This window comes from Microbacterium sp. C7(2022) (assembly GCF_028823665.1).
GTDB lineage: Bacteria > Actinomycetota > Actinomycetes > Actinomycetales > Microbacteriaceae > Microbacterium.
Genome location: NZ_JAPEHV010000001.1, coordinates 75,396 through 88,069, shown reverse-complemented (window position 1 = coordinate 88,069; position 12,674 = coordinate 75,396). Strand labels below are relative to the sequence as shown.

10 protein-coding genes are annotated in these 12,674 nt (G+C 68.4%); 7 read left to right on the top strand and 3 right to left on the bottom strand.

Annotated elements, in window-relative coordinates:
* Positions 1-10 precede the first annotated feature (10 nt).
* The 4 genes from ON062_RS00400 to ON062_RS00385 are packed head-to-tail and all read left to right on the top strand — an operon-like array spanning position 11 to position 4,149.
* Positions 11-1,771 (top strand): ABC transporter ATP-binding protein, encoded by a 1,761-nt coding sequence (locus tag ON062_RS00400; RefSeq protein WP_274645159.1) that lies wholly within the window; start codon positions 11-13, stop codon positions 1,769-1,771.
* The gene (locus ON062_RS00395) at positions 1,768-2,601 is read left to right on the top strand and encodes an energy-coupling factor transporter transmembrane protein EcfT (protein WP_274645158.1); all 834 of its coding nucleotides are present in this window, start codon (positions 1,768-1,770) and stop codon (positions 2,599-2,601) included. The genes ON062_RS00400 and ON062_RS00395 overlap by 4 nt, the downstream gene beginning before the upstream one ends.
* 49 nt (positions 2,602-2,650) lie before the next feature.
* Positions 2,651-3,580 (top strand): siderophore-interacting protein, encoded by a 930-nt coding sequence (locus ON062_RS00390; RefSeq protein ID WP_274645157.1) that lies wholly within the window; start codon positions 2,651-2,653, stop codon positions 3,578-3,580.
* On the top strand, positions 3,577-4,149 hold the full coding sequence (locus ON062_RS00385) for an ECF transporter S component (RefSeq protein WP_274645156.1): 573 nt from the start codon (positions 3,577-3,579) through the stop codon (positions 4,147-4,149). Before ON062_RS00390 ends, ON062_RS00385 begins: the two co-directional genes overlap by 4 nt.
* An 80-nt stretch (positions 4,150-4,229) precedes the next feature.
* Here the strand turns inward: ON062_RS00385 and ON062_RS00380 are convergent, their stop codons facing one another.
* Positions 4,230-5,393 carry an acyl-CoA dehydrogenase family protein gene (locus ON062_RS00380; protein ID WP_274645155.1) on the bottom strand — a complete coding sequence of 388 codons (1,164 nt, stop codon included), beginning with the start codon at positions 5,391-5,393 and terminating at the stop codon, positions 4,230-4,232.
* 100 nt (positions 5,394-5,493) lie between these two features.
* On the opposite strand from ON062_RS00380, the gene ON062_RS00375 reads away from it, so the two are divergent.
* Positions 5,494-6,333, top strand: coding sequence for a thioesterase family protein (locus ON062_RS00375; RefSeq protein ID WP_274645154.1), 840 nt, complete (start codon positions 5,494-5,496; stop codon positions 6,331-6,333).
* On the opposite strand, the gene ON062_RS00370 is transcribed toward ON062_RS00375, so the two are convergent.
* The gene (locus tag ON062_RS00370) at positions 6,334-7,398 is read right to left on the bottom strand and encodes a M15 family metallopeptidase (protein ID WP_274645153.1); all 1,065 of its coding nucleotides are present in this window, start codon (positions 7,396-7,398) and stop codon (positions 6,334-6,336) included.
* A gap of 97 nt (positions 7,399-7,495) precedes the next feature.
* Between ON062_RS00370 and ON062_RS00365 the strand changes: the two genes are divergently transcribed.
* On the top strand, positions 7,496-8,593 hold the full coding sequence (locus ON062_RS00365; RefSeq protein ID WP_274645152.1) for an Rv2578c family radical SAM protein: 1,098 nt from the start codon (positions 7,496-7,498) through the stop codon (positions 8,591-8,593).
* Positions 8,594-8,725: 132 nt separating this feature from the next.
* Here the strand turns inward: ON062_RS00365 and ON062_RS00360 are convergent, their stop codons facing one another.
* Positions 8,726-10,573, bottom strand: coding sequence for a DEAD/DEAH box helicase (locus ON062_RS00360; RefSeq protein WP_274645151.1), 1,848 nt, complete (start codon positions 10,571-10,573; stop codon positions 8,726-8,728).
* Positions 10,574-10,959: 386 nt separating this feature from the next.
* Between ON062_RS00360 and ON062_RS00355 the strand changes: the two genes are divergently transcribed.
* The gene (locus ON062_RS00355) at positions 10,960-11,589 is read left to right on the top strand and encodes an antibiotic biosynthesis monooxygenase (RefSeq protein WP_274645150.1); all 630 of its coding nucleotides are present in this window, start codon (positions 10,960-10,962) and stop codon (positions 11,587-11,589) included.
* Positions 11,590-12,674 lie beyond the last annotated feature (1,085 nt).

Below are 12,674 nucleotides of genomic sequence, written 5' to 3'. Positions count from 1 at the left end.
GGAAAGACGCATGACCGCACCCGAGCTGGTAACCCTGCGCGACGTCGCGATCACGCATGAAGGATCGGATGCCGCATCCCCGGCATCCGTTGACTTCTCCATTGCGCCCGGCGACGTGGTCCTCCTCCTCGGCCCTTCGGGCTCGGGGAAGTCCACCCTCACCCTCGCTCTCAACGGACTGATTCCTCACGCTGTGCCGGCAAGAGTGGACGGCACGATCACCGTCGACGGACTCGATACGGCGACCGCGAGCGTGGCCGAGCTCAGCACGCGCGTAGGCATGGTGTTTCAGGATCCGGACGCGCAACTCGTGACGGGCACCCTGCTCGACGAAGTGGCCTTCGGCCCTGAGAATTTGCGGATGCCGGTGGTCGACGTCCTCGCGCGCGCCGAGACCGCGTTGCGCCGCGTTGGCCTGTGGGAACGCCGCGCCGACAACCCGGACACCCTTTCTGGGGGCGGTCGGCAACGCCTCGCGATCGCCTGCGCGCTAGCGATGGGCTCACCCCTGCTCGTGCTCGACGAGCCGACCGCGAACCTTGACCCGAAGGGCATCGAAGACGTCTATGCGGCGCTGGCAGATCTCGTGCGCGCGGGCGATCACGCGATCCTCCTCGTCGAGCACAACCTCGATGCGGCGCTCGGGTTCGTCGATCGCGTCGTGGTGCTGGATGACACCGGTCGCGTCATCGCCGACGGCCCGGTCGGGACGGTGCTGCGCGAGCGGGCGGACGAACTCCATGCGCTCGGCGTGTGGCTGCCGGTGTCGACACTGGCCGCCCTGCAGCTGCGCGACGCCGGCTACACACTGGATCCGCTGCCCCTCACGCCCCGTGAACTGCGCGCCGCACTCGAGCGGACCCCTCGTGCGGCCTCGAGCGCCGACGCCACAGCGGCCGCTGGCGCCATCGCGTCACCGCGCGAAACGGCCCCTCACGACACCGCGAAACGGCAACAGACCATGCTCGAGGTGCGGGGCCTCTCGCTGCGCCGCGGGCGTTCCGAGGTGCTGCACGACGTGTCGCTCGACATCGGCGCGGGCGAGTTCGTGGCGATCGTCGGCGCGAACGGGGCGGGCAAGACCAGCCTCATCCAGGCGATGTCGGGCGTTGTGACGCCTCCCCGCGGCACGGTGCATCTCACCGGCGCCGCACGGCCCCTCGATGTCGCACGCACCGACAGTCGCACCCTGTCCCGGCACATCGGCTTCGTATTCCAGAATCCCGAGCACCAATTCATCGCCCACACCGTGTTCGACGAGGTCGCCCACGGGCTGCGCCGCCAGCGCCTGGCCGAAGACGACATCTACACACGCACCACCGAGCTGCTCGAGCGCTTCGGGCTCGCCGACAAGGCCCAGCAGCATCCGTTCCTCCTCTCCGGCGGGCAGAAGCGGCGCCTCTCTGTCGGAACAGCGCTGGTCGCGGGCGCACCACTCCTCGTCCTCGACGAGCCGACCTTCGGTCAAGACCACGCTCGCGCCGACGAACTGCTGGCACTCCTCGACGAATTGCGCGCCGGCGGGACGACCATCGTCGTCGTCACGCACGACATGCAGCTGGTGACCGATCACGCACAGCGCACGGTGGTCCTCTCTCACGGGCGCGTGGTGACCGCTGCCGCTACCGCCGACGTCTTCGCCGATACCGCCCTGATCGAGGGTGCCGACCTTCGCCTGCCCCCACTGCGACAGGCGCTGCACGACCTGCCGTCGCACCCCGAACTCACCGGGATCGCGCGCGTCGCCGACCTTCCGAGGCGCACCTCATGAGCCCCGCGACCAGCGCAACCGCCACGACCACGGTCGACCCATACGCCGCCGGGCCCGTGGCCCACGGCCGGTTCCTCACGCGCATCAATCCGCTCGCCAAGCTGCTGGCGCCGGTGCCCGCGATGGCTCTGCTGATCTTTGTTCGGGATGCCGTGACCCCGGCATCCTTCATCGCACTCAGCGCCCTCGTGATCATCGTGGGCGTGCGCATCACTCCGCGGGTGCTCGCCGTCCTGGCAGCCATCCCTCTCGGGGTGATCGTGATCGGCATGGGCTTCTCGTTGTGGACCGACCCCTCGCAGGTCGACGACACGACGGTTCTCGTGCAGCTCGGCGGGTGGACGCTGTACTCCGGCGCGCTCGGGGTGGGCTTCGCGACGGGTCTGCGCATCGCGGCCATCGTGATGCTCACCCTGATCGCCGGCCTGTCTACGACCGGGCCCGACCTCGTTCGCGCGAGCGTGCAGCAGCTACGCGTGCCGTACCGCATCGGCTACACGGCACTCGCGGCATTCCGCTTCGTGCCGCGCTTCGCGCACGAGCTCGACGTGATTCGCCAGGCTCACCGCGTGCGCGGGGCCCACGGCGGACGCGGACCGTTTGCGGCCCTCGCCCGATGGTTCGGCTACGTCGTGCCTCTGCTGGCGGGGGCGATCCGCCATGCCGAGCGAGTCGCACTGGCGATGGACGCGCGCGCGTTCGGCGCCCACCCCGACCGCACCGAGCGCCATCTGGTGCCGTGGCGAGCGCGAGACACCGTCTTCGTCGTCGCGTTCGTGGTGGCATCCGCCCTCATCTTCTTCGTCACCTTTCCGTGGGGTCTGTCATGACCTCGCGCCTGCCCATCCGGTGCACCGCACCCCTACCCCGGAGGATCGCATGCCTGCCCTCAGCCGCTTGGTGAAGCCCGAAACCCAGGGGCTCATCCATCTGCGCGTTCTGCGCACCGAACGGGTCTCGCCCCATTTCATGCGCGTCACCGTCGGGGGCGGCGAGATCGAACGCTTCCGCCCGATGGGGTATGACCAGTGGTTCCGCCTATTCCTCCCGCTGGGCGGCGACGAGGGCCTTGACCGACTCCCGGCGAAGGCGAACAAGATGCTCGGGTACCTCAAGTACCTGCGCATTCCCGACGGTGTGCGCCCGGTCATGCGCAACTACTCGGTGCGTGAGTACCGCGCGCAGGGCGCGTCCGGCGGCGCCGAGATCGACATCGACTTCGTCCTGCACGGCACCGCCGACGAGGGCACAGCGACACAGGCCACAGTGACACAGGGCACAGTGCAAGAAGGACCAGCAGGGCCGGCGTCGCAGTGGGCCACGACCTGTCAGCCGGGCGAGAGCATCGTGATCATCGACGAAGGGCTCACGTTCAATCCGCAGCGCGGCACCGAAAGCGTCCTGCTTGTGGCAGATGAGACGGGCCTGCCGGCCCTCGCCAACATCTGCGCGAGCCTGCCCGCAGAATCGAGCGGCATCGCCCTGATCGAGGTTCCTTCAGAAGCGGATGCCGTGGCGTTCGCCCATCCGTCGGGCATCGACGTGCGCTACCTGGTGCGCGATCACGAGACGAAGCCCGGCACGCTCGCGCTCGACGCGCTGCGCACCCTGCCCAGCGACGATCTGCCGCCTGCGCCGATTCATGCCTGGATCGTCGGCGAGCAATCGCTTCCGACCGAAGCGCGACGCCACCTGGTCGGCGAGCGCGGCATGCCGAAAGACCTCGTGAGCTTCTGCGGGTACTGGCGCGTGGGTGCGGCATCCCCCACCCCGAAGTCTCAGCAGAGCGTCGCGGAGGCACGCGCATGAGCCGCCTCGCGACCTCGTACCTGCTGACGTGCGCCGCCATCGGCGTCGCCGGCGGCGTGCTGCTGTGGGGCGCGACGGCTCTGTCGACCGCGCTGTTCGCCGTGGTGCCGTTCATCTCGGTCGCACTGGCTGGCCTGTGGTTGCTGCCCGCCGTGATCGCACTGCGTCTGCTCGAGCGCCCGGGCGCGGGCCTGCTCGTGGGTCTCATCTCGGGGTTGGTGGTGTTCCCATACCTGTTCACCAACCTCTGGTGGGCACTGTTCGCCGAACTGCCGTTCCTGCTCGCGTTCTACCGCTCGTGGCGCACATGGCAGTACTACGCCGGTGCGGTGTTCGTCGGGGTGCTCTACCCGGTGCTCGCCGCGGCATCCTTCAATCTGTGGGCGATGCCGCTGTGGGCGACGGTGGGATTCTTCGCCCTGACGATGGCCAGCTGCCTGCTCGGAACGTGGGTCGGAATCCTGATCGCCGATCGCCTGCGGCGTGCGGGTGTGGCCACGCTCGCTCGTCGCCGGGGCATCGCCTCGCGCGGCCTCGGCCGCGGAGACGGACCGGCCGGGCAGCACTAGCCTGCGGCGCTCGCCTAAAGCACAGGATGCCGCACCCCCCAAGCGGGCGGGTGCGGCATCCGTGATTCGAGCTTTGTGCGTCAGCGCTTTCCGGCGATCTGGCGACCGACGATCTCGCGCATGATCTCGTTGGTGCCGCCGTAGATGCGGTGCACACGCGCGTCGAGGAAGGCCTGAGCGACCGGGTACTCGGTGATGTAGCCGTAGCCGCCGTGGAGCTGCACGCACGTGTCGAGCACTTCCCACTCACGGTCGGTGCACCAGAACTTGACCTTGGCCGCTTCTTCGGCCGTCAGCTTGCCGTCCTTATAGGCCAGCAGCGCGCGGTCGAGGTATGCCCACATCACGTCGACGGTGGTGACCACGTCGGCGAGCTTGAAGCGGGTGTTCTGGAAGTCGATGATCCGCTCACCGAAGGCCTCGCGGTCCTTCGTGTAGGCGATCGTCCAGTTCATCGCGGCCTGCGCGGCGGCGGCACCAGCGATGCCGATCGAGAGGCGCTCGAGCGGCAGGTTCATCATCAACTGGATGAATCCCTGGCCTTCCTTGCCGCTAATGAGGTTCTCTTCGGGCACGAACACGTCGCTGAACGACAGTTCGGCGGTGTCGTGGCCGTGCGAGCCCATCTTCTTGAGCTTCTTGCCGTGGTCGAAGCCCTCCATGCCGTTCTCGAGGATCAGCAGGCTGAACGCGTCGGGGCGGTTGCCCTCGCCGGTCTTGACGAACGTCACGACGATGTCGGCGGTGTTGCCCGACGAGATGAACGTCTTGGCGCCGTTGACGATGTAGCCGCCATCGACCTTCTTCGCGGTGGTCTTGATACCGCGCAGGTCGCTGCCGGCACCCGGCTCGGTCATCGCGAGAGCGCCGAGGACCTCACCGGTCGCCATGCGCGGGAGCCACTTCTCCTTCTGCTCCTGCGTGCCCATGTGCACGATGTAAGGCACCGCGAGGTCGTCTTGGATGCCGAACGCACCGGCGAGCGAACCGGCGCCGGCACCGATCACCTCTTCGTTCACGATCGTGCGGAACCGGTAGTCCTGCAGCATGCCCGCGCCGCCGAACTCCTCGGGCACCGACAGGCCGATCAGGCCCGACTCACCCGCGGCCAGCATGGTCTCGCGGTCGATCTCGCCGGCGGCGTCCCAGCGCTCGCGCGCTTCTGCCGTCGCATAGCGCTTGATGAATTCCTTTACGACGTCGCGGAACGCTTCGTGGTCCTCGTCGTAGATGTCGCGCTGCATGTGCGCCTTCCTCTCGTCTTCGAGGGGCTACGCCGGCGTGAATCGCCATCGGCGGCCCGTTCCCGATCATACTCTCGCATGACATTGCGTCCACTGTGAGATGACACTGAGTCTCACGGATGCCGCTGCCGCGACGTACGATGCCAGAGTGACCGCTTACTTCGACCGTATCGAGCCGACAGTCTTCGATGCCCGCAGCGCAGTGCAAGGAGCATGGAACACGGACGAGCAGCACATCGCGCCTGCTCTCGGCCTGATCGGGCACGTGCTCGAGCAGGACCACGCCTCGCGCCGCGGCGACGACGTCCTCTCGCTCGCCCGTGTCTCGTATGACATCCTCGGGGTCCTTCCCATCGCACCTGTGGAGGTGACCACGCGGGTCCTGCGGGCCGGGCGCACCATCGAGCTGCTCGAGGCCACCCTCAGTCACGCCGGCCGGGCAGCGGTCATCGCACGCGCGTGGTTCCTGCAGCCAGGCGACAGCACCGCATCGGAGGGCAGCGCCCTGCCGTCGATGCCGCCGCGCGAGGAGTGCCCACCGTGGGATGGGGCGACAGTGTGGCCGGGCGAGTGCATCACGACGATCGAGGTACGCCGGCGCGAGACCGCCCCCGGTCGTGCACAGGCGTGGCTCCGCCCGGGCTTGCCGCTCGTGGCGGGCGAATCGATCAGCGATACGGCGCGACTTCTCGGCATCCTCGACTTCGCCAACGGCATGACTCCGCGGGTTCCCCCGACGCAGCTGGCCTTCCCCAACGTCGACCTCACGGTGCACCTCTTCCGCGCGCCACGCGGCGAGTGGATCGGATTCGACACCACAGTGAGCTTCGGTGACGGAGGCCTGGGGGTGACGCACACCGTGCTGCACGACGAGGTCGGCCCGATCGGAGCCCACCAGCAGTCCTTGACAGTGCGTCCCCTCGCCGCCCCGCCGACGTGATCAGTCGACGTAGTCTGGGGCTGGCTCGAGCGCGAAGAAGTCCTCGAGGGTGTGGAAATCACCGTCGTGGTACGCCTGCGCCAGCTCCGTGCCGATGTAGCGCAGATGCCACGGCTCGGGCAGGTAGCCGCTGACCTCGGTGTGACCCTCTTCGTAGCGCACGATCCAGCCGTACTCCCACGAGTTGGCGGCGATCCACTCTCCCTGCGCGGTCGCCGCGAGGTCGTCGATCGAACCGCACCCGCCGTTGCACGCGACGACGTCCGCGGCGAGCCCGCTCTGGTGCTCGCTGTGGCCCGGGCGAGCACTCACCAGATCGGCGCCCTCGACTCCGCGCGAAGCGACTTGGCGCCCGTAGCTTCCCTGCTGTGTCGTGTACGAGCGGTACCCGCTGTGCAGGGCGATCTCACCCGCACCGTCCGCCGCGATGGCGTCGGCCATCTCGGCGAGCGCGGCTGCCGCATCGGCACGCAGCGAGCCGCCGGAGAGGTTTCGCACGCCCAGCGACGAGGTCAGCGGCGACGGGGAGTAGTCGACAGGATCGAACGCGTGCACCTTGTTGATGATCGTCCACACGCGCGTGGGGTCATCGAGCGCGAAGCACGCCGCCCCACCATCCGCGATCGCCGCACGCACCGCCTCGCCCCCGCCGGCGGCCGCGATGGCCCGGTCGTCGTCGCCGTCGTCGATGAGTCCCGTGACTCCCTCGACAGCGCAGGGGTCGGATGCCGCTGCCACCGCGGCACTGTCGGGAGCAGGAATCTGCTCGGCTTCTTCAGGCATGGGCAACGTCGCGCGGGCCCCCACGGCATCCAGCACCTGATCATGCGCGATCGCGGGCCCGGTGAGCGCCGCGGTCACGGCGACCGCTGAGCCCACGAGGAGGGTCGCGATCGCGACGGCGCCGAACCCCATTCCGATGCGGGCGGCGCGGCGTGCGCGGGCATGCCGCACCGGAGCGACTTCGGCAGCCAGCAGGGCCGTCGCGCGCGCCTCCCGCCGCGACGGCATGCCGGGCGTACCGTCCTCGGCACGCCTGCGCGATCGCTGATCGGGGGATGTCACACCTTCCATTGTGGCCCCGGTCACCCGAGACGCTGGGATTTCGAAACTCGCCGGAGAAGTATTGACAGCATCTTGGTAATTATGTTCGACTATGGGCATGCGATGGCAAGGTCAAGAAATTGGCGCGACAGATTCGTCGGCCCTGCCAGGACTCGAGAGCATGTCGTCGCTCGTCCGGTCCGTGAATACCCCCGAGTTCGCGGACGTCACCTTCCACGAGGTGCTCTGCAAGTCGGCACTGAACCACGTGCCCGGCTCATCGGCGATGCCCTTCGACTGGACCGTGAACCCCTACCGCGGGTGCAGTCACGCGTGCACCTACTGCTTTGCGCGCGGCACCCATGAGTACCTCGAACTCGACGCTGGCCGCGACTTCGACACCCAAGTCATCGTCAAGGTCAACGTCGCCGAAGTCCTTCGCCGAGAGCTCGCGCGCGGGTCGTGGGAGCGCGAGCCGGTCATGCTGGGAACGAACACCGACCCCTACCAGCGCGCCGAGGGCAAGTACCGGTTGATGCCCGAGATCATCTCGGCCCTGACCGAGTCGGGCACCCCGTTCTCCATCCTCACCAAGGGCACCCTGCTGCGCCGCGATCTGCCCCTGCTGACCGACGCCGCGCGCGAGGTGCGCGTATCCCTCGCCCTGTCGATCGCCATCTTCGATGACGCACTGCAAGACGCCGTCGAGCCGGGCACCCCGAGTACGGCAGCCCGCCTCGACACGGTGCGCGCGGCGGTGGCGGCGGGCTTCCGCGTGACCGTGTTCCTCATGCCGATCCTGCCGCACCTCACCGACTCGATCCCCGTGATCGACGAGGCACTGCGCCGCATTCGCGAGGCAGGCGCGTCTCGCGTCGTTTTCGGCGCTCTGCACCTGCGCCCGGGGGCGAAACAGTGGTTCTTGCAGTGGCTCGAGCACCAGCATCCCGAACTCATGTCGAGCTATCGCGGGCTCTACCCCGGCGCATCAACCACTGCCCCGAAGGCCTATCGCTCGTGGCTGAACAAGCGCGTGCGCCCGCTGTTGAGAGTGCATGGCCTCGACGGATACGCCGAGGACGACCACCCACGCGGCGCACCGGTGGCGGGGCTCGCCGCACGCTCGCGCGTCGTCACGACCAGCCGCGGTCACGCCGCCGCGGCGCGATCGGGCGGGAGAGGCCAGGCGTCGGGCGCGGCATCCATGCTGTTCTGAGTCTGCGCAGCGGGCCGAATCCGCACCCGGCCTCGCCCGAGTTGCGGAATACCCAATGAACGATTGCCGTGCAATTCGCCCGCGAAACGACGAAACACCCCTCCCTGCGGAGAGGTGTTTCGTCGAGTACGTCTAGCGGTCGACGTTCGCGAGCTGGCGACCAGCCAACTCTTCGAGCACGTCGTCTCCGGGGCGCACGTCTTCGAACGGCGCGTCGATCTCGGCGCGGTCGAGCATCTCGGTCATGCGGCGGCGACGCTGGCGCGGGATGAGCGTCACAACGGTGCCCGAGCGACCCGCACGGCCGGTACGACCCGAGCGGTGCAGGTACGTCTTGTACTCGTCGGGAGCGTCGGCCTGGATCACCAGATCGATGTCATCGACGTGGATGCCGCGCGCCGCCACATCGGTTGCGACCAGCACGTTCACCCGTCCCGACGTCATGCGCTCGAGGTTGCGGGTGCGCTTGGCCTGATTGAGGTCACCGTGGAGTGCGAGGGCTCGGATGCCGGCGTCGTCGAACTGCTCGGCGAGCATTTCGGCGTAGGCACGGGTGCGCGCGAACACCAGCGTCTTGCCCTCGCGGTCGACGAGCGACGCCAGGATTTCGGCCTTGTCGCGGTGGTCGATGACCAGAACGCGGTGCTCGATCGTGCCCGAGTCCTGGTCTTCACCGGCGACTTCGTAGACGGCCGGCTCGACGAGGAATTCGTCAACGAGGGCTGCGACTTCGCGGTCGAGGGTCGCTGAGAAGAGCAGCTTCTGGCTGCCTTCGGCGGTGTGACGCAGAATGCGCTGCACCGGCTCGAGGAACCCGAGCTCGCACATGTGGTCTGCTTCGTCCAGCACAGCGATCTGGATCTGCGAAAGGTCGAGCTTTCCCTGGTTGACCAGGTCTTCGATGCGACCGGGCGTGCCAATGATGATGTCGACGCCCTTCTTGAGGGCGCCCACCTGGCGACCCTGCGGCACGCCGCCGTAGATCTGCGTGGTGAACAGACCGACGCTGCGCGCGATGGGCTGAATCGTCCGGTCGATCTGCAGCGCGAGCTCGCGCGTGGGGGCGAGGATGAGGGCCTTCGGCGAGCGACCGAATTCACGACGCTTGCCGGCCTGCGAGCGCAGAACGCTCTCGACCAGGGGCGCGCCGAACGCGATCGTCTTGCCGGAGCCGGTGCGTCCGCGAGCGAGGACGTCCTTGCCTTCGAGGATCGGCACGATGGTCGCCGCCTGGATGGGGAACGGCGTCGCCGCACCCATCTCGCTCAGAGTGCGAACGATGTTGTCGCCGAGACCGAGGTCGCCGAAGCGGATGTCGGCGACTTCAGCTGCCTGCACGGCCTCAGCCTGCAGGCGCTCGTGCACGACATCGACGTGCGCCTCGTGAGCGGCCGAGCGCGGCGTGGCGTTCCAGTCCGAGCGGTTGGGCGCCTGAGTGCGGCGGGCCGGGCGGTCGTCGTAGGAGCGGGCGGGACGACCACCACGGTCATCACGACGAGCGGGGCGCTCATCGTAGGAACGGGCGGGACGACCACCACGGTCATCACGACGGGCGGGGCGCTCATCGTAGGAACGGGCGGGACGACCACCACGGTCATCACGACGAGCCGGACGCTCATCGTACGAACGAGCCGGGCGCTCGTCGTAGGAACGAGCCGGGCGCTCGTTATACGAACGGCCCTGACGAGCGCCACGGTCATCGTACGAGCGGTTGCCGCCACGGTCCGAAGACGAGCGGTGCGACCGGATCGCGCGCGATTCGTCGCGCCCGGCGCGCTCCTGCGCGCTCCAGCGGCGCTTGGGCGCGGCATCCGATTCTTCTGGACGATATCCGCGGTGGCTGGGGCTCTTGCTTCCCGGCTTGCCGCTCGAGGCCTCACCGGGGCGACGCTTGCGGTCCTGGTAGCTGGTCTTGGCGCCGTAGCGCGGCTCGAAGTTTTTGGCGGGGCGACCGCCGGCGGGCTTCTTGCTCTTAGGCATGGTGTGTCCTTCTGGGTTGTTCTTCGTGAGAACAGCGCTCCACAGGTCGCACACGAGCGACAGCCGCACGGCACGCGCGGCACGGAGTAAACCCGGACAGATCGTCGGCCGGGGGCCATTCAACATGATGGTCGTCGAGACGGATTCGCCTCCACCATCGGCCCCTTGGACTCACAAACCCATATCCGCGAACAACGCGGTGTCCAGAGCCGACTGCCCAACCTTAGCGACTCGACCTGGGAGCGGGCTGGCACCTCACCCCGCGCCTCACCTCCCCGGGGCCCGCACCGTCAGCAGCCCCCACCTCGTCTGCACCGCCACCTCGCCTGCGGCCTCCACCTCGTCTGCGCCCTCGCCGCCGATTTTCGCACCGCAGAATGGAACACATGGCAGAACCCGTGGCCCACCCCATCACCGTCGCGATCGAGCGGCGAATCGACCCGTCTCGCACGCCCGAAGCCACCAGCTGGATGCAAGCCGGAACGGACCTCGCCACGTCATTCCCCGGATTTCTCGGCTCGGGCTGGGTCCGTGCGGGCGAGTCCAGTGACCTCTGGTACATGCTCTATCGCTTCCGCGACATCACCACCCTCGAGGCGTGGGAGGGCTCATCGCAGCGCGCGTGGTGGCTCGACTCGGGGCGCGCGTTCGCCGACGAGGTGCGCGTCGAGCGCCGAACGGGCATCGAGGGTTGGTTCGACGCGCCGTTCGCGACGCGCGTCGAAGCGCGCCCTCGTGGTGACGCATCGCCGGGCGGTTCGATCACGACGGGCCCGGTCAAGCAGCCGATTCCTGCGGCGCCCCCGCGCTGGAAGCAGGCGGTGACGATCTGGCTCGGCTTCTTCCCGACGAACCTGCTCGCGACGTGGCTGCTGGGCATGATCCCCGGCTTCGCCGAGCTACCCCTGGTCGTCCGCGTACTCATCGCTACCATCGCGCTCACGCCCGTGATGACGTACGCGGTGCTCCCTTGGGTGACCCGGATGCTGCGCCCCTGGCTTCAGCGCTCCCGCTGACCTTCCGCTCCGCGGTGCCGCACGCCTCACGCACGCCGCCCGCCGCCGCCGCCGAGTGAGCACAAAACCTGCATGTGAGCACCAGATTTGATGCTCACATGCAGGTTTAATGCTCGCGATTAGTCCCGCTTGTCGGGTTCGCCGGATTCGTCGGTGTCGGATGCTTCGCCAGCGCCATCCCACTCAGGGATGCTGTCGATCACCGGAGTGTCGCTGTCGCCAGCCTCCTCGGCGTCCTCGGCGTCCTCTGCAGGAGCTTCCTCTGCAGGAGCTTCCTCGGCAGGAGCTTCCTCGGCAGGAGCGTCCTCGGCAGGAGCGTCCGCCCCGTCGATCTGCTCTACCGCCTCATCCGTAGACGACACATCGTCGGCGGGCTCGCTCTCACCGTCTAGGGCTGTTTCAGTACCAGCAGCGTCGCGCTCTGCCGCTCCACCATCGATCGTTTCTGCCTCGGCCGGCTGGGCCTCGTCCGGCTGAGCGTCAGCGTCGCCTGCTTCAGCCTCGACAGGGTCAGCATCGCCGCTCGCCGCTTCGACAGCCTCATCCTGGTGATCGGCGTCGGTCTCGGCATCTCCGACCGGCGCAACATCAGCGTCCTCGGCGCCAGGATCGGCCACCGTCTCAGCACCGTCAGCCTCAGCATCGGCCGCCTCAGCACCATCAACAGCTTCGACCTCCGCGTCGGCAGCATCTGCCTCAGCGACGTCCGCGTCCCCTCCAGCAGCGCTAGCATCAGCCTCGACCTCAGCAGCTTCACCGTCAGCCTCGACCTCACCACCGCCGTCAACAGCCTCGACCTCAGCAGCGTCATCGTCGGCCTCGACCTCAACAGCGTCACCGGCGCCGTCAAGTCCCGCAGCGTCAGCATCCGCGGCGGCAGCGTCTGCGTTTACGCCATCAGCCCCCGCGTCAGCGTCCGCATCGGCAGCTGCGCCAGCACCCGCCACACCCGCGGCAGCCGCAGCGGCAGCCGCCTCGGCTTTCTCGCGCTCACGGCGCTCACGGCGCGTCTCGGTGATCGGCTCAGCAACGACCGCACCGGCAGCACCGGCACCGGCAGCCACGGCCCCGGCCGAAGCACCAGC

Excerpts from the sequence above, each read along its gene's own strand:
- ON062_RS00355 (WP_274645150.1), top strand. The coding sequence starts at position 10,960 with ATGGCAGAACCCGTGGCCCACCCCATCACCGTCGCGATCGAGCGGCGA.
- ON062_RS00380 (WP_274645155.1), bottom strand. The coding sequence starts at position 5,393 with ATGCAGCGCGACATCTACGACGAGGACCACGAAGCGTTCCGCGACGTC.
- ON062_RS00360 (WP_274645151.1), bottom strand. The coding sequence starts at position 10,573 with ATGCCTAAGAGCAAGAAGCCCGCCGGCGGTCGCCCCGCCAAAAACTTC.
- ON062_RS00395 (WP_274645158.1), top strand. The coding sequence starts at position 1,768 with ATGAGCCCCGCGACCAGCGCAACCGCCACGACCACGGTCGACCCATAC.
- ON062_RS00400 (WP_274645159.1), top strand. The coding sequence starts at position 11 with ATGACCGCACCCGAGCTGGTAACCCTGCGCGACGTCGCGATCACGCAT.
- ON062_RS00365 (WP_274645152.1), top strand. The coding sequence starts at position 7,496 with ATGCGATGGCAAGGTCAAGAAATTGGCGCGACAGATTCGTCGGCCCTG.
- ON062_RS00390 (WP_274645157.1), top strand. The coding sequence starts at position 2,651 with ATGCCTGCCCTCAGCCGCTTGGTGAAGCCCGAAACCCAGGGGCTCATC.
- ON062_RS00375 (WP_274645154.1), top strand. The coding sequence starts at position 5,494 with ATGACACTGAGTCTCACGGATGCCGCTGCCGCGACGTACGATGCCAGA.
- ON062_RS00385 (WP_274645156.1), top strand. The coding sequence starts at position 3,577 with ATGAGCCGCCTCGCGACCTCGTACCTGCTGACGTGCGCCGCCATCGGC.